Annotated in this window: 20 protein-coding genes; 5 read left to right on the top strand and 15 right to left on the bottom strand. The window is 62.5% G+C overall.

What is annotated here, in order from left to right; translation table 11 throughout:
- Position 1: 1 nt before the first annotated feature.
- The 4 genes from livG to CDO35_RS00620 all read right to left on the bottom strand — a co-directional run bounded on the left by livG (position 2) and on the right by CDO35_RS00620 (position 4,194).
- Entirely contained in the window at positions 2 to 769 is a 768-nt protein-coding gene (gene livG / locus CDO35_RS00635; protein ID WP_099522112.1) for a high-affinity branched-chain amino acid ABC transporter ATP-binding protein LivG, read from the bottom strand.
- Entirely contained in the window at positions 766 to 2,037 is a 1,272-nt protein-coding gene (locus CDO35_RS00630) for a high-affinity branched-chain amino acid ABC transporter permease LivM (RefSeq protein WP_371919658.1), read from the bottom strand. Before CDO35_RS00630 ends, livG begins: the two co-directional genes overlap by 4 nt.
- Positions 2,034 to 2,957, bottom strand: a complete 924-nt coding sequence (gene livH / locus CDO35_RS00625; protein ID WP_099522111.1) for a high-affinity branched-chain amino acid ABC transporter permease LivH — start codon at positions 2,955 to 2,957, stop codon at positions 2,034 to 2,036. Before livH ends, CDO35_RS00630 begins: the two co-directional genes overlap by 4 nt.
- A gap of 115 nt (positions 2,958 to 3,072) precedes the next feature.
- A complete protein-coding gene (locus CDO35_RS00620; RefSeq protein WP_064494292.1) occupies positions 3,073 to 4,194 on the bottom strand; it encodes a branched-chain amino acid ABC transporter substrate-binding protein in 1,122 nt (373 codons plus the stop codon).
- A gap of 295 nt (positions 4,195 to 4,489) precedes the next feature.
- Here CDO35_RS00620 and CDO35_RS00615 point away from each other — a divergent pair, with 295 nt between their 5' ends.
- Both CDO35_RS00615 and CDO35_RS00610 read left to right on the top strand, forming a co-directional pair.
- Positions 4,490 to 4,807 (top strand): DUF2288 domain-containing protein, encoded by a 318-nt coding sequence (locus CDO35_RS00615; protein WP_064494293.1) that lies wholly within the window; start codon positions 4,490 to 4,492, stop codon positions 4,805 to 4,807.
- 94 nt (positions 4,808 to 4,901) lie between these two features.
- Positions 4,902 to 5,273, top strand: coding sequence for a DUF5064 family protein (locus tag CDO35_RS00610; RefSeq protein ID WP_099522110.1), 372 nt, complete (start codon positions 4,902 to 4,904; stop codon positions 5,271 to 5,273).
- A 69-nt stretch (positions 5,274 to 5,342) separates the two neighbouring features.
- Here the strand turns inward: CDO35_RS00610 and CDO35_RS00605 are convergent, their stop codons facing one another.
- From CDO35_RS00605 to pyrC, 3 genes are all read right to left on the bottom strand, one after another.
- Positions 5,343 to 5,561, bottom strand: a complete 219-nt coding sequence (locus tag CDO35_RS00605) for a bacterioferritin-associated ferredoxin (RefSeq protein WP_004423711.1) — start codon at positions 5,559 to 5,561, stop codon at positions 5,343 to 5,345.
- A 176-nt stretch (positions 5,562 to 5,737) separates the two neighbouring features.
- Positions 5,738 to 6,412, bottom strand: a complete 675-nt coding sequence (gene rnt, locus CDO35_RS00600) for a ribonuclease T (protein WP_099522109.1) — start codon at positions 6,410 to 6,412, stop codon at positions 5,738 to 5,740.
- On the bottom strand, positions 6,409 to 7,455 hold the full coding sequence (gene pyrC, locus CDO35_RS00595; RefSeq protein ID WP_099522108.1) for a dihydroorotase: 1,047 nt from the start codon (positions 7,453 to 7,455) through the stop codon (positions 6,409 to 6,411). The genes rnt and pyrC overlap by 4 nt, the downstream gene beginning before the upstream one ends.
- Before the next feature lie 153 nt (positions 7,456 to 7,608).
- On the opposite strand from pyrC, the gene CDO35_RS00590 reads away from it, so the two are divergent.
- The 3 genes from CDO35_RS00590 to gloA all read left to right on the top strand — a co-directional run bounded on the left by CDO35_RS00590 (position 7,609) and on the right by gloA (position 10,354).
- Positions 7,609 to 8,556, top strand: a complete 948-nt coding sequence (locus tag CDO35_RS00590) for a flagellar protein MotY (RefSeq protein ID WP_099522107.1) — start codon at positions 7,609 to 7,611, stop codon at positions 8,554 to 8,556.
- Between the two features lie 115 nt (positions 8,557 to 8,671).
- Complete coding sequence (locus CDO35_RS00585; RefSeq protein WP_075746225.1) at positions 8,672 to 9,889, top strand: argininosuccinate synthase; 1,218 nt, start codon at positions 8,672 to 8,674, stop codon at positions 9,887 to 9,889.
- Between the two features lie 72 nt (positions 9,890 to 9,961).
- Entirely contained in the window at positions 9,962 to 10,354 is a 393-nt protein-coding gene (gloA, locus tag CDO35_RS00580; protein WP_099522106.1) for a lactoylglutathione lyase, read from the top strand.
- Positions 10,355 to 10,410: 56 nt separating this feature from the next.
- Here the strand turns inward: gloA and CDO35_RS00575 are convergent, their stop codons facing one another.
- From CDO35_RS00575 to rsxA, 8 genes are all read right to left on the bottom strand, one after another.
- Positions 10,411 to 10,590: a PA3496 family putative envelope integrity protein gene (locus tag CDO35_RS00575; protein ID WP_017677837.1), complete on the bottom strand. Its 180-nt coding sequence runs from the start codon at positions 10,588 to 10,590 to the stop codon at positions 10,411 to 10,413.
- 111 nt (positions 10,591 to 10,701) lie between these two features.
- Positions 10,702 to 11,340 carry an endonuclease III gene (gene nth / locus CDO35_RS00570; RefSeq protein ID WP_084341346.1) on the bottom strand — a complete coding sequence of 213 codons (639 nt, stop codon included), beginning with the start codon at positions 11,338 to 11,340 and terminating at the stop codon, positions 10,702 to 10,704.
- Positions 11,337 to 12,044 (bottom strand): electron transport complex subunit E, encoded by a 708-nt coding sequence (locus tag CDO35_RS00565; RefSeq protein WP_099522105.1) that lies wholly within the window; start codon positions 12,042 to 12,044, stop codon positions 11,337 to 11,339. Before CDO35_RS00565 ends, nth begins: the two co-directional genes overlap by 4 nt.
- Positions 12,041 to 12,676: an electron transport complex subunit RsxG gene (gene rsxG, locus CDO35_RS00560; RefSeq protein ID WP_099522104.1), complete on the bottom strand. Its 636-nt coding sequence runs from the start codon at positions 12,674 to 12,676 to the stop codon at positions 12,041 to 12,043. The genes CDO35_RS00565 and rsxG overlap by 4 nt, the downstream gene beginning before the upstream one ends.
- A 2-nt stretch (positions 12,677 to 12,678) precedes the next feature.
- On the bottom strand, positions 12,679 to 13,710 hold the full coding sequence (locus CDO35_RS00555) for an RnfABCDGE type electron transport complex subunit D (protein WP_099522103.1): 1,032 nt from the start codon (positions 13,708 to 13,710) through the stop codon (positions 12,679 to 12,681).
- A gap of 140 nt (positions 13,711 to 13,850) precedes the next feature.
- A complete protein-coding gene (rsxC, locus tag CDO35_RS00550; protein ID WP_099522102.1) occupies positions 13,851 to 16,295 on the bottom strand; it encodes an electron transport complex subunit RsxC in 2,445 nt (814 codons plus the stop codon).
- A complete protein-coding gene (rsxB, locus tag CDO35_RS00545) occupies positions 16,292 to 16,867 on the bottom strand; it encodes an electron transport complex subunit RsxB (RefSeq protein ID WP_013714593.1) in 576 nt (191 codons plus the stop codon). Before rsxB ends, rsxC begins: the two co-directional genes overlap by 4 nt.
- Positions 16,864 to 17,448: an electron transport complex subunit RsxA gene (rsxA, locus tag CDO35_RS00540; RefSeq protein ID WP_013714594.1), complete on the bottom strand. Its 585-nt coding sequence runs from the start codon at positions 17,446 to 17,448 to the stop codon at positions 16,864 to 16,866. The genes rsxB and rsxA overlap by 4 nt, the downstream gene beginning before the upstream one ends.
- Between the last annotated feature and the right edge of the window lie 3 nt (positions 17,449 to 17,451).

The following is a 17,451-nucleotide window of genomic DNA, read 5'->3' as shown; positions in this document are numbered from 1 at the left end:
ATTACGCCTCCCCCAGATAGGCTTTGATCACGTCCGGGTTGTTGCGGATGTCGTCCGGCGTGCCGTCGGCCAGGGGAGTGCCCTGGTTGATCACGTAGATGTGGTCGGAAATGCTCATCACCAGCTTCATGTCGTGCTCGATCAGCAGTACGGTGACGTTGTGTTCGTCGCGTAGCACGCCGATCAACTCTTTCAGGTCTTCCGTTTCGCGCGGGTTCAGACCTGCGGCTGGCTCGTCGAGCATGAGGATGCTCGGACGGGTCATCATGCAGCGGGCGATTTCCAGGCGACGTTGTTGACCGTAGGCGAGTGTGCCGGCTTCGCGATTGGCAAAGTCCACCAGGTTGACCTTCTCCAGCCAGTAGCCGGCAAAGTCCATGGCTTCACGTTCGCTGCGGCGAAAGCTTGGCGTCTTGAACAGGCCCGCCAGGTAGCTGGTGTTGAGGTGGCGGTGTTGGGCGATCAGCAGGTTTTCCACCGCGGTCATGTCCTTGAACAGACGCACGTTTTGGAAGGTCCGCACTACGCCCTTGCGCGCGATCTTGTGCCCCGGCAGGCCTTCGATTGCTTCGCCGTTGAGACGGATGCTGCCCGAGCTCGGCTGGTAGAAACCGGTCAGGCAGTTGAATACGGTGGTCTTGCCGGCGCCGTTCGGGCCGATCATCGAGACCACCTGCTTTTCCTTGACGTTCAGGCCCACCCCGTTGACGGCCAGCAGGCCGCCGAAACGCATGGACAGGCCGCTTACTTCGAGAATCGTGCGGCTCATCGCTTCAGCTCCAGGTGGGGACGTTGCATCGGCAGCAACCCTTGCGGGCGCCAGATCATCATGAAGATCATGACCAGGCCGAAGATCAGCATGCGGTACTCGCTCAGCTCACGCATCTCCTGCAGCATCACCATGACGATGGCAGCGAGGATCACGCCCAGCTGCGAGCCCATGCCGCCGAGCACGACGATGGCGAGGATCATCGCTGACTCGATGAAGGTGAACGACTCCGGCGTCACCAGACCCTGGCGCGCAGCGAAGAAGCTGCCGGCGAAACCGGCCAGGCTGGCGCCGATGGTAAAGGCCGAGAGCTTGATCACGGTGGGGTTCAGGCCCAGCGCGCGGCAGGCGATTTCGTCTTCACGCAGTGCTTCCCAGGCGCGGCCGATCGGCATACGCAGCAGGCGGTTGACCAAAAACAGGGTCAGCAACACCAGTAGCAGGGCGATCAGGTAGAGGAAGATCACCTTGTACTGCGAGTTGTAGGCGATTTCGAAGTAGCCGTGGAAGGTCGGCATGTCGGCGGGTACACGGCGCTCGAAGGACAGACCGAACAGCGTCGGCTTGTTCTCGTTGGCGATGCTCAGGCCATTGGGGCCACCGGTCAATTCGGTGAGGTTACGCAGCAGAATGCGGATGATCTCGCCGAAGCCCAGGGTCACGATAGCCAGATAGTCACCGCGCAGGCGCAGCACCGGGAAGCCCAGGAGGAAGCCGAACAACGCGGCCATCATGCCGGCCAGCGGCAGACAGAGCCAGAAGCCCAGACCGAAGTAGTGAGCCAGAATCGCGTAGCTGTAGGCGCCGACGGCGTAGAAGCCGACGTAGCCCAGATCGAGCAGGCCGGCGAGGCCGACCACGATGTTCAGACCGAGGCCGAGCATCACGTAGATCAGGATCAGCGTGGCGATATCCACCGAACCGCGGCTGGCGAAGAACGGCCAAACCAGTGCCACCATGACCATCGCCAGAATGATCCAGCGCTGGGTGGAAGGCAGGGTGAGGAAGTTACCGATCTCACCGGAACCGCTGGGCAGTTTGGGCAGCTTGGCCCAGGCCGGGGTCAGCCGGTCGCGCAGCAATTGCCAGAGGAAAATCAGCGTAGCAGCGCCGCCGATACACCAGAGTTCGAAGGCGGTGGCGCCTTCCACGCGCAGGCTGATGCCGACGGTGGAGAGTTTCAGGCCCAGAACCGGGTAGGAGATGATCAGCACCAGCAGGGCGCTGAAAATCGCGGATTTGAGATTCTTGGTAATAGCGGTGCTCATACTTTTTCCACCTCAGGACGGCCGAGGATGCCGGTCGGGCGGAACAGCAGCACCAGCACCAGCAGGCTGAATGCCACGACGTCCTTGTATTGATCACCGAAGATATCGGCGCCGAAGGCTTCGGCCACGCCCAGCAGCAGGCCGCCGAGCACTGCGCCAGGAATGCTGCCGATACCACCGAGTACCGCAGCGGTGAAGGCCTTGATACCGGCGAGGAAGCCCAGGTGCGGGTTGATCACGCCGTAGTTCATGCCCAGCAGTACCGAGGCGATGGCAGCCAGTGCCGCACCGATGACGAAGGTCAGGGCAATGATGTTGTTGGTATTGATACCGAGCAGGTTGGCCATCTTCAGGTCTTCGGCGCAGGCGCGGCAGGCGCGGCCCAGGCGAGAACGGGAGATGAACAGGGTCAGACCGATCATGGTGACGAAGGTGACGATGAAGATCAGCACCTGCATGTAGGACACCACCACGCCGTTGGCCGCGCTTTCACCGAGGATGAAATTGCCGGGCAGCAGGTTGGGAATGGCTTTGTCCTTGGAGTCTTGCGAAAGCAATATCGCGTTCTGCAAGAAGATCGACATACCGATCGCGGAGATCAGCGGGATCAGACGGTTGCCGCCGCGCAGGGGGCGATAGGCCACCCGTTCGATGCTGTAGCCGTAGGCGCTGGTGACGATCATGGTGGCGGCGAAGGCCGCGATCATCACGAAGGGCACTGCTTCCAGGCCGAACATGGCGAGGCCGGCGATAACGGTGAAGGCTACGTACGAGCCAATCATGTAAACCTCGCCGTGGGCGAAGTTGATCATGCCGATGATGCCGTAGACCATGGTGTAGCCGATGGCGATCAGGGCATAGGTACTGCCAATGGTCAGGCCATTGATCAGCTGTTGTAGGTAGTGATAAAGATCAGGCATTGCCTAACTCCTGGGCAGCGCGTAAAGCGGCGCTTGTGGCGCAGCGCGAGGCCGGAATTCTTCTAATAAACAAAGCCCACTGCTCGCGCAGTGGGCTTTGGCTCAGACAGGAAGCTTACTTGGCTTCGGACTTGGTGCCGTCCTGGTGCCACTCGTACACCACGAAGCTGAAGTCCTTCAGGTCGCCCTTCTCATCGAAGCCCAGGGAACCGGTGGGGGTGTCGAAGCTGTTGGCGCGCAGCGCAGCCGCTACCTTGGCGGTATCGGTGTCGCCGGCTTTCTCGATGCCTTCGGCGATGACTTGAACGGCAGCGTAGGCCGGGAACACGAACGGACCGCTCGGGTCTTCGTTCTTGGCCTTGAAGGCCTCGACCAGCGCCTGGTTCTTCGGATCCTGGTCGAAGGACTTCGGCAGGGTGACCAGCAGGCCTTCGGAAGCCGGGCCAGCGATGGCCGAGATTTCCTTGTTACCCACGCCTTCCGGACCCATGAACTTGACGTTCAGGCCACGCTCTTTGGTCTGGCGCAGCAGCAGGCCCAGCTCTGGGTGGTAGCCGCCGTAGTAGACGAAGTCGACGCCAGCCTGGTTGAGCTTGGCGATCAGCGCGGAGAAGTCCTTGTCGCCGGCGTTGATGCCTTCGAACAGGGAAACCTTCACGCCTTTGCTTTCCAGGGTCTGCTTGACCGCGGTGGCGATACCTTCGCCGTACTGCTGCTTGTCGTGGATGACAGCAACATTCTTCGGCTTGATGTGGTCGGCGATGAAGTTACCGGCGGTCGGGCCTTGCAGGCTGTCCAGACCGATGGTGCGGAAGACCAGCTCGTAGCCACGAGCGGTGATGTCCGGGCTGGTGGAAGCCGCGGTGATCATCAGGATGCCTTCGTCTTCGTAGATGTCCGAAGCCGGCTGAGTGGAGCTGGAGCACAGGTGGCCAACCACGAACTTGACGCCGTCGTTGACGATTTTGTTGGCAACGGCAACGGCCTGCTTCGGATCGCAAGCGTCGTCGTAGACCACGCCTTCGAGCTGGGCACCGTTCACGCCGCCGGCCTTGTTGATCTGCTCGATGGCCATCTTGGCGCCGATGAATTGCATCTCACCGTATTGAGCAACAGCACCGGTTACCGGACCGGCCAGGCCGATCTTGATGTTGTCGGCCGCCATCGAATAGCTGGCCGCCCCCGCCAGTGCCATTGCAGCGAACAGCTTGGAAATCTGCTTAGTAGCCTTGTTCATGAGTGCTCCACTCTTGTGTTTTTCGTTGTTGTAGTTCTTGCGGCCGAAGCTGCAGAACCGGGTCAGTGACCCCGGTAATGCCTCCGGCAACTGTACCGGAACAGTGTAGAGCGCGGATTTGCGCCTTGAAAAGCCGGCAGCTGGAGGCGAAACGTGGGGTTGTCGCTAAATTGCAAGGAATGTATAGAAAAACGGCGTGGCCTGGGTCGGCTGGCGAGCGTCGCGCGTTTGCCAGGGCAATTGCCGACGCTATCATTGCGCGCCTGCATTCAAAGCCATCGACACGGGACACACCATGACGGATCAATCTAGCACCCTCTATGCCAAGCTGCTCGGTGAGACAGCGCCGATTCGTTGGCAGGAACTGCAGCCGTTCTTCGCTCGCGGTGCGCTACTCTGGGTCGAGGGTGGCGAGGATCTGGTGGCGGTCGCGCAGGCCGTGGCCGAGAACGATCAGACTCGCGTTGCGCAATGGATGAACCAAGGCCTGTTGTGCAAGCTCGAAGACTCACGCGCCGAAGATCTGCTTTCGCGTGACCCGCAGTTGTGGGCAGTCGTGGTCGCCCCCTGGGTGTTGGTACAGGAACGAGCAGGGGATTCGACTCTGCACTGAAATAGCGCGCTGCTGGGCTGTGAGCAGCGAGCTAGACTCTTCGCATGCTCCCGGGAGGGAGCCCTTGTAGCGCTATGGCAAAGGAGTGAGCCCCATGTTCGAACCTGGTCATCTGCATCGCAGCAACCCGCTCGGTCTGGGCGGGCAACCTGGTTACAGCATCGATTTCTACTATGAGGTGCGCAAGGACTCGCAAGAAGGGCCTATGTTGCATGGGCGCCTGGTGGGCGAGATAGAGGGCAAGGCCTTCGAAGAGGTCTTCGAGATGCATCGCGATACCGCGTTCAACTTCGCCAGTGTGATCTCCCGCCTGGTGGCCAAGCATGGCTTGCCGCCCAATCACAGCCCGATCATGCGGGCGCATGCCGAATACGATGCGATCTTCGAGGACATTCGCGCCAAACTGCACGCCAAGCCGGGTGAAGCGGTGGACCTCGACCACCTGGAGCGCGACGGCCTGGCGTAACCCTATGGCTGTTCGAGGACAAAAAAACCGGATGCTGAGATCCGGTTTTTTCATTTTCGGTGGCGTGTTTCAGGCTGCGACGAAACCAGCAGGGTAGGCCAGCGAGGCTTGGCTGCTTTGCACTTCGGCGATGGTTTCGCGTACGACCTGCTTGGCCAGGCAAGCGCACTTGCCACACTGGCTGGCGATGCCGAGCGTGCCGCGTACTTCACGATAGCTGCAGCAGCCCTCGTAGACCGCATCGCGGATTTGAGTATCGGTGACACCTTCACAGAGGCAGACGTACATAAGCAAGGCTCGTCTTGGTGGTTCTGTTCGATGGGTCGGATACTAATGTTAATGAGAATGCTTGTCAAAGATCTATTGCGAATGCTCGCAGTGTCTGACGAACGGTTTTCGGCCGTTGGCCAGACATTAAAAAACCGGCCTGGGCCGGTTTTTTAATGTACGCGAGAGATTGCGTGTTACTGATCGAACTCGTCCCAGCCGCCCATTTCCTTCCAGCGGTTGACGATGCCGCAGAACAGCTCAGCGGTCTTCTCGGTGTCGTAGCGCGCCGAGTGCGCTTCCTTGCCATCGAACTCGATACCGGCGGTCTGGCAGGCTTTGGCCAGCACGGTCTGGCCATAAGCGAGACCGGCGAGGGTCGCGGTGTCGAAGCTGGAGAACGGATGGAAGGGATTGCGCTTGATACCGCAGCGCGCCACCGCGGCATTGAGGAAACCCAGGTCGAAGCTGCTGTTATGGCCGACCAGGATGGCGCGCTTGCAGCCGGCCGATTTGATCGACTTGCGCAGGCCCTTGAAGATTTCGCCTAGCGCGTGCTCCTCGCTGACGGCCATGCGCAGCGGATGGTCGAGCTTGATACCGGTGAATTCCAGCGCGGCTTGTTCGATATTGGCGCCTTCGAACGGTTCGATGCGGAAGAAGTGGGTGTGATCCGGATACAGAAAGCCGCTCTCGTCCATGGCGATGGTGGTCGCGGCGATTTCCAGCAGGGCATCGGTGGCGCAGTTGAAACCGCCGGTCTCCACATCCACCACAACCGGCAGATAACCGCGGAAGCGCGCTGCCATGGGCGTGCGCGGGCCGGACGGCAGGCTCGGCTCGAGTTCGTCGTCGTAGTTGTCTTCGCTCACGCCTGAGCCTCCAGCAATTTCCAGCGCAGGGTTTCACCAGCGCGCAGCGGCACGACGCTGTTGTCGCCCAGCGGCAGGGTGGCCGGTACGGTCCACTCTTCGCGCACCAGGGTGATGCTGTCGCTGTTGCGCGGCATGCCGTAGAAGTCCGGGCCATGGAAGCTGGCGAAGGCTTCCAGCTTGTCCAGCGCGTTACGCTGTTCGAAGGCTTCGGCATACAGCTCGATGGCCGCATAGGCGGTGTAGCAGCCGGCGCAGCCGCAGGCGGCTTCCTTGGCGTGCTTGACGTGCGGCGCCGAGTCGGTGCCGAGGAAGAATTTGGCGTTGCCGCGGGTGGCGGCGTCGAGCAGGGCTTCCTGGTGCACGTTGCGCTTGAGGATTGGCAGGCAATAGAAGTGCGGACGAATGCCGCCGACCAGCATGTGGTTGCGGTTGTACAGCAGGTGATGCGCGGTGATGGTGGCGCCGACGTTGGCCGAGGTGGCCTCGACGAATTGCACCGCGTCACGGGTGGTGATGTGCTCGAACACCACTTTCAGTGTGGGGAAGCGCTCGACCACGCGGGTCAGGTGCTCGTCGATGAAGGCTTTCTCGCGGTCGAACACGTCGATCTCGGCGCGGGTCACTTCGCCATGCACCAGCAGCAGCATGCCGACTTCGGCCATGGCTTCCAGTGCCGGGAAAATCTTGTCGATGCTGGTCACGCCCGAGTCGGAGTTGGTGGTAGCGCCGGCCGGGTAGAGCTTGGCGGCATGCACGAAGCCACTGGCCTTGGCTGCACGCACGTCCTCGGGGCTGGTGTTGTCGGTGAGGTAGAGCACCATCAGCGGCTCGAAACGGCTGCCAGCCGGGCGTGCAGCGAGAATACGCTGACGATAGGCATCGGCCTCGGCGGCATTGCGTACCGGCGGTACCAGGTTGGGCATGATGATGGCGCGGCCGAAAGTGCGCGCGGCATCGCCGACGGTGTGTGGCAGCACCGCGCCATCGCGCAGGTGAATGTGCCAGTCATCGGGACGCAGGAGAGTCAGGCGGTCGGACATGGAGGCTTCCAGGCGGGTAAAACGTGGCCGCATGGTAACTGAAAAGCGCCTGTTCGCGCTCGCGCCGACGCGACAATCGCACGCAGGGTGTCAAGTTTCCGCGCGGCTGACCGATACCCCGTGAGAATGCCGTGAACCGCCGTGGAGTCGACCGTGCGTGCGCCCAATTTCCTTCTGATCAGCCTGCTGGCTGGCATGCCCTTGTGCCTGCCAGCGCATGCCATCAGCTTCCAGACGCGGCTGGAAAAGGTGGAGTGGACGGTCGAGGGCGATCAGTTCGAATGTCGCCTGAGCCAGCCGATCAGCAATTTCGGCAGTGGCGAGTTCGTGCGCCGTGCCGGCGAGCAGGTCACCTTCCGCCTCAAGGCGCGTGAGCGCTGGATGGGCGCGGGGTCGGCGACCTTGCTTGCTGCAGCGGCACCCTGGCAGCCAGGACGCGGCGATATCAATCTGGGGGTGGTCAGCGTCGGTAATGGCGAGGTGCCGTTCAACAGCTCGCAGGAGCAGGGCTCGCGCCTGCTAACCGGCTTGCTCGAAGGGCGCAGCCCGGTGGTGCGTCATCGCACGCTCAATGGTGGCGATAACCTGGAAGTGCGGCTGCTGCCGGTCAAATTTCACAAGGCCTATGATGATTACCAGGCCTGTACCGCGAAGCTGCTGCCGGTCAATTTCGATCAGATTCGCCAGGCGCAGATTGGCTTTCCCGGTGGCGGCATCGATCTCGATCCGATGGCCAAGGCCAAGCTCGATATCATCCTCGACTTCGTCAAGGCCGACCCCACCATCAACAGCTTCCAGATCGACGGCCATGCCGACAACAGCGGCAATCGCCTGACCAATCGTGACCTGTCACGCCGCCGCGCGCTGGCCGTGCAGGAGTATCTGGTGGCCGGCGGCATACCGGTGGAGCAGATCACCATGCGCTTTCACGGCGAGCGCTACCCGCTGGTGCCTAACAACAATGAAGCTAATCGCGCCAAGAATCGCCGTGCGACCCTGCGCCTGGATCGTATGCCCGCGTCGGACGCCCCGGTACAGAGCGCACCGCAGACCGCTCCACCGAGCCCCCCGGCTGACCCGGCCGGAAGTACGCCTTCCTAGCAAAAAAGCCGATTCTTCCCGTCGCTTCGTCATCACAAGCTGTCGCGCCCCTGTAAATTGAGGCGCGAGGCCAGTAGAATCACGGGTTTTACCGTACAACCCGTGGAGTGATGGCATGGCGGACGTCAAAAAGGTAGTTCTGGCCTATTCCGGTGGCCTGGACACCTCGGTGATCCTCAAGTGGCTGCAAGATACCTACAACTGTGAAGTGGTGACCTTCACCGCCGATCTCGGCCAAGGTGAAGAGGTCGAGCCGGCCCGCGCCAAGGCTCAGGCAATGGGCGTCAAGGAAATCTACATCGACGACCTGCGCGAAGAGTTCGTTCGCGATTTCGTCTACCCGATGTTCCGCGCCAACACCGTCTACGAAGGCGAGTACCTGCTGGGTACCTCCATCGCCCGCCCGCTGATCGCCAAGCGCCTGATCGAAATCGCCAACGAGACCGGCGCCGACGCCATCTCCCACGGTGCTACCGGCAAGGGCAACGACCAGGTGCGTTTCGAACTGGGCGCCTATGCGCTGAAGCCGGGTGTGAAAGTCATCGCCCCGTGGCGCGAGTGGGACCTGCTGTCGCGCGAGAAGCTGATGGACTACGCCGAGAAGCACGCCATCCCGATCGAGCGTCACGGCAAGAAAAAATCGCCGTACTCCATGGATGCCAACCTGCTGCACATCTCCTATGAAGGTGGCGTGCTGGAAGACACCTGGACCGAGCACGAAGAAGACATGTGGAAATGGACTGTCTCCCCTGAGGCAGCACCGGACGCACCGACTTATATCGAGCTGACCTACCGCGCCGGTGACATCGTCGCCATCGACGGCAAGGAGCTGAGCCCCGCGACCGTACTGGCTGAACTGAACCGTATCGGCGGCGAGAACGGCATCGGCCGTCTGGACATCGTCGAGAACCGCTTCGTCGGCATGAAGTCCCGTGGCTGCTACGAGACCCCCGGCGGCACCATCATGCTCAAGGCCCACCGCGCCATCGAGTCGATCACCCTCGACCGCGAAGTGGCTCACCTGAAAGACGAGCTGATGCCGAAATACGCCAGCCTGATCTACAACGGTTTCTGGTGGAGCCCGGAGCGTCTGATGCTGCAACAGATGATCGACGCCTCCCAGGCTAACGTGAACGGCGTGGTCCGCCTGAAGCTGTACAAGGGCAACGTCATCGTCACCGGCCGCAAGTCCGACGATTCGCTGTTCGATGCCAACATCGCGACCTTCGAGGAAGATGGCGGCGCCTACAATCAGCAGGACGCGGCAGGCTTCATCAAGCTCAACGCCCTGCGTATGCGTATTGCTGCAGGCAAGGGCCGCAAGCTGGTCTAAGCTCAGCCACCTGCGCCACAACAAGAACCCCGGCCATGTGCCGGGGTTCTGCTTTTTACGGGAGTGAATCTGATGAGACTGCTGCACACCATGCTGCGCGTCGGCGATCTGGAAAAGTCCATTGCCTTCTACACCGAAGTACTGGGCATGACTTTGCTGCGCCGTGAGGACTACCCGGATGGGCAGTTCACTCTGGCCTTCGTCGGCTACGGCGACGAGGCGCACAACAGCGTGATCGAGCTGACTCACAACTGGGGCGTCGAGCACTACGAGCTCGGCACCGGCTACGGCCATATCGCTCTGGAAGTCGAGGATGTCTACAAGGCCTGCGAGGATATTCGCGGCCGTGGCGGCAAGATCACCCGTGAGCCGGGCCCGATGAAGCACGGCACGAGCATCCTGGCCTCCGTCGAGGACCCGGACGGTTACAAGATCGAACTGCTTTCACCGTCTCGCCGCGTCTGATCGCGACATACGAAAAGCCCCGCAATCAGCGGGGCTTCTTCTGTGCAGCTCGATACTCAGATATCGAAATCGTATTCGGCCAGCTGTTTGTGCAGGCGACGCTCTTCGAGGAAGTTGTCGATGATGCGACGCTTGGTCAGATTGGTCTTGGCGACTTCCACCGCAGGCTCGGCATCGTCCGATTCTTCCGCGACAAAGTCTTCGTCCAGTTCGAGGTCTTCTTTGTCAGTGCTCATCTATTCCACTCCAGGCCAGTGACTGGGGCCATTTGCGCACCTTATAGCGACAAAAATTGAGCGGGTAAAAAAGATTTTTTCAATCAGGAGATCGTCAGATTCTATGGTCGATCAATCGTCGGAGGTTTTCGCCTTGTACTCGCACAGGTCTTCGATGCGGCAGGCGCCACAACGCGGTTTGCGCGCGGTGCAGACGTAGCGCCCGTGCAGGATCAACCAATGGTGGGCGTCGAGCAGGTAATCCTTGGGCACGAACTTGAGCAGCTTCTTTTCCACCTCGACCACGTTCTTGCCTGGCGCGATGCCAGTGCGGTTGCTGACGCGGAAAATATGCGTGTCCACAGCCATGGCCAACTGGCGAAACGCCGTATTGAGCACCACGTTGGCGGTCTTGCGACCGACGCCGGGCAGGGCTTCGAGGTCTTCGCGGTTGTCCGGCACCACGCTGCCGTGCTTCTCGATAAGGAGGCGGCAGGCCTCGATGACGTTCTTCGCCTTGCTGTTGTACAGGCCGATGGTCTTGATGTACTCGGAAAGACCCTCGACGCCCAGGGCGTAGATCGCCTCCGGCGTGTTGGCCACGGGAAACAGCTTGGCCGTTGCCTTGTTGACGCTGACGTCGGTGGCCTGAGCCGAGAGCGTCACGGCCACCAGCAGCTCGAAGGGGGTGCTGTAGGCCAGCTCGGTTTTCGGCTCGGGGTTGTCTTCGTGCAGGCGGCGGAAGATTTCCTGGCGCTTGGCAGCATTCATTCGATGACTCCGGTAACGCGAACGCGGCGGCTTTGGGCGGGTAGCTCGGGCGCGGCGGCCTTGGCTCGCTCGGCGGCGATCTGATCGATGCGGTTCTTGCCGGCGATCAGCAGGCCCAGAACGATGAACGCGCCCGGTGGCAGGATGGCCAGCAGGAAGCCGCGGTAATCGTGCACCAGGGTGAGCTTCCAGTCGGCGGCAATCGGGCCGAACAGCAGGTGCATGTTGGCGAACAACGCGCCAGTGCCAAGCAGCTCACGGATGGCGCCGATCAGCACCAGCACGGTGCCGAAGCCCAGGCCCATCATCAGACCGTCGTAGGCGGCGCGGGCTGGGTCGTGCTTGGCGGCGAAGCCGTCGGCGCGACCGAGGATCACGCAGTTGGTGGTGATCAGCGGGATGAAGATGCCGAGGATCTGGTACAGCTCGTAGGTGTAGGCCTGCATCAGTAGTTCGATGCAGGTGGTCAGCGCGGCGATGATCATGACGAAGGCCGGCAGACGCACAGCGGTGTTGACCACGCCGCGTACCAGCGACACGGCGGTGTTCGAACACACCAGTACCACGGCACTGGCCAGGGCCAGGCCCAAGGCGTTGACCGTGGAGTTGCTCACCCCAAGCAGCGGGCAGAGGCCGAGCAACTGCACCAGCGCTGGGTTGTTCTTCCACAGGCCATTGAGGGTGATTTCGCGGTAGCTGGTCATCGTTCGTCCTCCACCTGGCCCAGCAACTGGGCGCGGTGCGTGTCGAAGTAGCGTAGGACGCCGTGCACGGCCTTGACCACGGCGCGCGGGGTGATGGTGGCGCCGGCGAACTGGTCGAAGTCGCCACGATCCTTTTTCACCGCCCAGCGCTCTTCGCCAGGGTCGTTCAGGGATTTGCCCTCGAAGCTGCGTACCCAGTCGCTCTTGGCCAGTTCGATCTTGTCCCCCAGTCCAGGCGTTTCCTTATGGCTGAGCACGCGCACGCCAGCCAGGCGGCCATCGGCGAAGATGCCGACCAACAGGTGGATGGCGCCGCTGTAGCCGTCTGGAGCGGTCACCGGCAGGATCAGCGCGCTGGGCTCACCGCTCTTGAGTGCCAGATAGGCTGACTGTGGGCTGCGGTGGCCCAGCTCGGGGGCGTTGAGTTCGATGCGGTTATCCAGCAAGTGATTGTCGTAGCTGCCGGCCGGCAGAATCTCGGCCAGGGCGCGTACCTGCGCTTCACGCTCGGCATTGGCGATACGCTCGGCTGTGCCCTGTTGCAACAGGGCGACGGTGCCGACGGTACCGATGGCGAACAGACCGAGCACCAGGGCGTTCTTCAGCATCGAGCGGCTGATTTCCGGCAGCATGCTCATTCTCCCAGCTTGAAGCCGCTATTGGGCTTGCGGTGGCCGTAGCTGCGTGGCCGGGTGTAGTAGTCGATGGTCGGCGCCGCCAGGTTCATCAGCAGCACGGCGAAGGCCACCGCATCCGGGTAGCCGCCCCAGGTGCGGATCACATAGACCAGCACGCCGACGCCGATGCCGAACACCAGACGCCCGCGATTGCTGGTGGCGCCGGACACCGGGTCGGTGACGATGAAGAAGGCGCCGAGCATGGTGGCGCCGGTGAGCAGGTGGAACAGTGGCGAGCCGTTGGAGTCCGAACCACTGCCGTTCCAGAACAGCAGGCTCATGACGAACAGCGCGGCGAGCATGCCCACTGGCGCATGCCAGGTGATCAGGCGTTTATGCAGCAGATACAGGCCGCCTGCGAGGAAGGCCAGATTGACCACCTCGCTGCCGGCACCGCCGAAATAGCCGAAGGCCGGGTTGCTGGCGTGCAGTTCGTCGATGGTCAGGCTCTTGTTCACCTTCAGCGCGTCCAGCGCGGTGGCCTGGGCCCAGCCATCCGGGAGATTGGCTATGCCTAGGATGTGTTTGATGCCGTCCAGCGCGGCGAAGGCGTGTGGCGCGGGCCAACTGGTCATGTCGACGGGGAAGGAGATCAGCACCACCACGTAGCCGACCATGGCCGGGTTGAACGGATTTTGCCCGAGGCCACCGTAGAGCTGCTTGCCGAGGGAGATGGCGAAGCCGCAGGCGATCAGCGTCAGCCACCAGGGCGAGTAGGGCGGCAGGGCCAGGGCCAGCAGCACGGCGGTGACCAGGGCGCTGTAGTCCTTGAGGAAGAACACCACCGGGCGTTTGCGTGCCGCCAGCAGCGCAGCCTCGAAGCCCAGGGCGCAGAGGCTGGCCCAGACCAGATTGAACAGGGTGCCGACGCCGAACAGCCAGGTCAGGGCGAGGATGCCCGGCACGGTGGCCAGCAACACCTGCAGCATGACCTGCTGGGTACGATTGCTGCCCGTGGCGTGGGGCGATGTGATGCGGGGCAGGGCCATCGGCGCTCCGGTCGTTACTGTCGCGGCGCCTTGTTGGGCGCGGTTCCCGGATTGCATCCGGGCTACGGTTGTCTGTGCCGCCCGGGGTCTCCGGCGCGACGGGGTATCTTTTGTAGCCCGGATGCAATCCGGGGCGGATGTCAGGGTTGGTAGTCGGCCAGCTTGCGCTCGGCATCGGCCAGGCGGGTACGTGCCTGCTGCAGTGCGTCGGCGGCAGCGTTGTCGTCACGCTCCAGCTTGCGCAGGTCGGCGCGAGCGAAGGCCACTTCGGTCTTCAGAGCTTTCAGCTCGGCGTCCACGCCCGGATGTTCGGTACGCACCAGCTCCGGGGCTGGTTTACCCGAGGTGGCCTCGGCGGCATGCAGTGCTTGTTCAGCAGCGGCCAGGGCATCGCGTAGCGGTTGCAGTGCGGTGTCGTCGCTGCCGGCCTTTTCTGCCTTCTTCAGTTCGGCGCGTTTCATTGCCAGTTCGATCTTGGCCTTCTTCAGTGCTTCGTCACCGGCGGGTTTGGCGGCCGCAGCGGGCTTCTGGCTATCCAACTCGGCCAGGGCTTTCTCGGCGGCTTCCAGTTGCTGGCGTACGCGGGCGATTTCGGCTTGCTGCTCGTCGTCCGGGCTTTCGATCTTTTCCAGCTTGCGCAGTTGTGCCTTGAGCATGGCGGCTTCGATCTTGGCCTTTTTCAGCGCTTCGTCACCGGCAGGTTTGGCTGCGGCAGCAGGTTCCTGGCTATCCAGCTCTGCCAGGGCTTTCTCGGCCGCTTCCAGTTGCTGGCGCACACGGGCGATTTCGGTTTGCTGCTCGTCGTCCGGGCTTTCGAGCTTTTCCAGCTTGCGCAGTTGCGCCTTGAGCATGGCCGCTTCGATCTTGGCCTTTTTCAAGGCTTCATCGCCTGCTGGCTTGGGCGCTGGGGCAGGGGCTGTCGCCTGGGCATTGGCCAGGGCCTTCTGTGCCGCTTCGGCAGCAGCACGCAGCTCGGCGACCTGTACCTGCAGCTCGGGCGTGTCGTGGGCGGCCAGCTGTTTTTCGGCCTTCTTCAGCGCGACCTGGGCCATGCTGGCCTCGATCTTGAGTTTCTTCAGCGCTTCATCGGCCGGCGCCGCTGCGGCTGCAGGCGGGGCTTCGGCCTGTGCGGCCTTGGCGCGAGCGGCTTTTTCGGCGCGGGCCTTGCGTTCGGCCTCCTTCTGCTCCTCGGCGCGGCGCAGACGTTCCTGGCGTTGCTCGAAGCGCTGCTTGGAATGTTCGGCCTTGAGTTGCTTCTGCTCCAGCTCGCGGATTTCCGCCTTGGCCACACGGTAGTACTGCACCAGTGGGATGCTCGACGGGCAGACGTAGGCGCAGGCGCCGCACTCGATGCAGTCGAACAGGTTGTGCGCCTTGAGCTGTTCGTGCTCCTGGCCCAGGGCGAAGAAGTGCAGTTGTTGTGGCAGCAGGCTGGCTGGGCACGCCTGCGCACATTCGCCGCAACGGATGCAGGGCATGGCCGGCGGTGGCGGCGGCAGTTCTGCGGCGGTGCTGGCCAGCAGGCAGTTGCTGGTCTTGATCAGGGGGACGTCCAGCGAGGGCAGGGTAAAGCCCATCATCGGCCCGCCCATGATCAAGCGATTAAGTGCGTCCTGATCGAGCCCGGCGAAGGTCAGCAATTTGCCCACTGGCGTGCCCAGCAGAGCCTCGACATTGCCAGGTCGCGCCAGCGCTTCGCCGGTCAGAGTGGTGATGCGCGAGATCAGCGGTTTGCCCAGCAGCACGGCATCGTGGATGGCAACGCAGGTGCCGACGTTCTGGCAAAGGATGCCGATATCGGCGGGCAGGCCGCCGCTGGGCACCTCGACGCCGGTGAGAATCTGGATCAGCTGTTTCTCGCCGCCGGACGGGTACTTGGTCGGAAACACCCGCACCTGGTAGTCATGCCCGGCGCAGGCGGCACGCACGGCAGCGATGGCCTCGGGCTTGTTGTCTTCGATGCCGATCAGCACTTGTTGCGGCTGGATCAGGTGGGCCAGTACCTCGATACCAGCCACCAGCTCGGCGGCGCGCTCGCGCATCAGCACGTCATCAGCGGTGATGTAAGGTTCGCACTCGGTGCCGTTGATGATCAGGGTGTGGATCTTCTGCGTCGGCCGTGCGGTGAGCTTGACCGCCGTGGGGAAGCCGGCGCCGCCGAGGCCGTTGATGCCGGCCTCGCGGATCAATGCCAGCAGTTCGGCGGGTTCCAGGCTGCGGTAGTCGGCGGGGGGCGTCAGTTCGATCCACTCGTCCAGGCCATCGCTGTCGATGACGATGGCCGGTGCCAGCATGCCGGAAGCATGCGGATAAGGCTGCTCATCGATAAAGGCGACGCTGCCGGAAGTCGGCGCATGCAGCGGCACACTGACGAAACCGTTGGCGTTGGCGATCTTCTCGCCCTTACGTACGCGTTGGCCGACCGCCACACAGGGCTCAGCGGTTGCGCCAATATGCTGGCCGAGCGGCAACACCAGGCGTTTGGGCAGTGGCGCCTGCTGGATCGGTGTGCGGTTGGACAGTTCCTTGCGCTCGGCTGGGTGGATGCCGCCAGGGATATCCCAGAACTTTTCCTGCACCGTCATGCCGCCTGCTCCCGGTCACTGGCGATCAACTGGCCGGGTGCCAGCGGCTTGTCCCATTTCCAGCTCTGCACGCTGCTGCCGACTTCGATCATGTCGATGCAGTCCACCGGGCAGGGTTCGACGCACAGGTCGCAGCCGGTGCATTCGCTGACGATCACCGTATGCATCTGCCGCGCCGCGCCGACGATGGCGTCCACCGGGCAGGCCTGGATGCATTTGGTGCAGCCAATGCACTCGGCTTCGCGGATAAACGCGACCATCTGTGGCTTTTCGCCTTCCACCGCGTCCAGCGGTTCCGCCTCGACGTCGAGCAGATCGGCCAGGGCGGCGATGGTGGCTTCGCCGCCGGGCGGACACTTGTTGATCTTGTCGCCGCCGGCGATGGCCTCGGCGTAGGGTTTGCAACCGGGATAGCCGCATTGGCCGCACTGGGTCTGCGGCAGCAGGGCGTTGATCTGCTCGGCGATGGGGTCGCCCTCGACCTTGAAGCGCACGGCGGCAAACCCGAGGATGGCGCCGGCGATCAGGCACAGCGCGAGCAGGGCGAGGACGGCGACCAGAACCAGGCTCATAGCTTGATCAGCCCGGAGAAGCCCATGAACGCCAGCGACATCAGCCCGGCGGTGATCATGCCGATAGCCGCGCCCTGGAAGGATTTCGGCACGTCGGCAATGGCGATGCGTTCACGCATGGCGGCGAACAGTACCAGCACCAGGGAGAAGCCCAGGCCAGCGGCGAAACCGTTGACGGTGGCGGTGATGAAGGTGAACTCGGCCTTGTTGGCGTTGAGCAGGGCGACGCCAAGAACGATGCAGTTGGTGGTGATCAGCGGCAGGAAAATGCCCAGGACGCGATAGAGCAGTGGGCTGGTCTTGTTCACCACCATCTCGGTGAACTGCACCACCACGGCGATCACCAGGATGAAACTGATGGTGCGCAGAAACTCCAGATCCAGTGGTTTGAGCACGTACTGCTGCACCAGGTAGCTGCACATGGCCGCCAGGGTCAACACGAAGGTGGTCGCCAGGGACAGGCCGATTGCGGTTTCGATCTTCTTCGACACGCCCATGAACGGGCACAGGCCGAGGAACTGCACCAGCACGAAATTGTTGACCAGGATGGCGCTGACCATGATCAGGACGAGTTCGGTCATCGG

The organism is Pseudomonas sediminis, assembly GCF_002741105.1.
In the GTDB taxonomy this organism is placed as follows: domain Bacteria; phylum Pseudomonadota; class Gammaproteobacteria; order Pseudomonadales; family Pseudomonadaceae; genus Aquipseudomonas; species Aquipseudomonas sediminis.
Note: the sequence above shows the minus strand (reverse complement) of the source record. Positions and strands in the feature narration are given on the sequence as shown.

Excerpts from the sequence above, each read along its gene's own strand:
- CDO35_RS00630 (WP_371919658.1), bottom strand. The coding sequence starts at position 2,037 with ATGAGCACCGCTATTACCAAGAATCTCAAATCCGCGATTTTCAGCGCC.
- CDO35_RS00575 (WP_017677837.1), bottom strand. The coding sequence starts at position 10,590 with ATGAGCACTGACAAAGAAGACCTCGAACTGGACGAAGACTTTGTCGCG.
- pyrC (WP_099522108.1), bottom strand. The coding sequence starts at position 7,455 with ATGTCCGACCGCCTGACTCTCCTGCGTCCCGATGACTGGCACATTCAC.
- gloA (WP_099522106.1), top strand. The coding sequence starts at position 9,962 with ATGAGACTGCTGCACACCATGCTGCGCGTCGGCGATCTGGAAAAGTCC.
- rsxB (WP_013714593.1), bottom strand. The coding sequence starts at position 16,867 with ATGAGCCTGGTTCTGGTCGCCGTCCTCGCCCTGCTCGCGCTGTGCCTG.
- CDO35_RS00620 (WP_064494292.1), bottom strand. The coding sequence starts at position 4,194 with ATGAACAAGGCTACTAAGCAGATTTCCAAGCTGTTCGCTGCAATGGCA.
- CDO35_RS00615 (WP_064494293.1), top strand. The coding sequence starts at position 4,490 with ATGACGGATCAATCTAGCACCCTCTATGCCAAGCTGCTCGGTGAGACA.
- CDO35_RS00610 (WP_099522110.1), top strand. The coding sequence starts at position 4,902 with ATGTTCGAACCTGGTCATCTGCATCGCAGCAACCCGCTCGGTCTGGGC.
- CDO35_RS00565 (WP_099522105.1), bottom strand. The coding sequence starts at position 12,044 with ATGACCAGCTACCGCGAAATCACCCTCAATGGCCTGTGGAAGAACAAC.
- nth (WP_084341346.1), bottom strand. The coding sequence starts at position 11,340 with ATGAATGCTGCCAAGCGCCAGGAAATCTTCCGCCGCCTGCACGAAGAC.
- CDO35_RS00585 (WP_075746225.1), top strand. The coding sequence starts at position 8,672 with ATGGCGGACGTCAAAAAGGTAGTTCTGGCCTATTCCGGTGGCCTGGAC.
- livG (WP_099522112.1), bottom strand. The coding sequence starts at position 769 with ATGAGCCGCACGATTCTCGAAGTAAGCGGCCTGTCCATGCGTTTCGGC.
- rsxA (WP_013714594.1), bottom strand. The coding sequence starts at position 17,448 with ATGACCGAACTCGTCCTGATCATGGTCAGCGCCATCCTGGTCAACAAT.
- CDO35_RS00605 (WP_004423711.1), bottom strand. The coding sequence starts at position 5,561 with ATGTACGTCTGCCTCTGTGAAGGTGTCACCGATACTCAAATCCGCGAT.
- rsxG (WP_099522104.1), bottom strand. The coding sequence starts at position 12,676 with ATGCTGCCGGAAATCAGCCGCTCGATGCTGAAGAACGCCCTGGTGCTC.
- rsxC (WP_099522102.1), bottom strand. The coding sequence starts at position 16,295 with ATGACGGTGCAGGAAAAGTTCTGGGATATCCCTGGCGGCATCCACCCA.
- livH (WP_099522111.1), bottom strand. The coding sequence starts at position 2,957 with ATGCCTGATCTTTATCACTACCTACAACAGCTGATCAATGGCCTGACC.
- CDO35_RS00555 (WP_099522103.1), bottom strand. The coding sequence starts at position 13,710 with ATGGCCCTGCCCCGCATCACATCGCCCCACGCCACGGGCAGCAATCGT.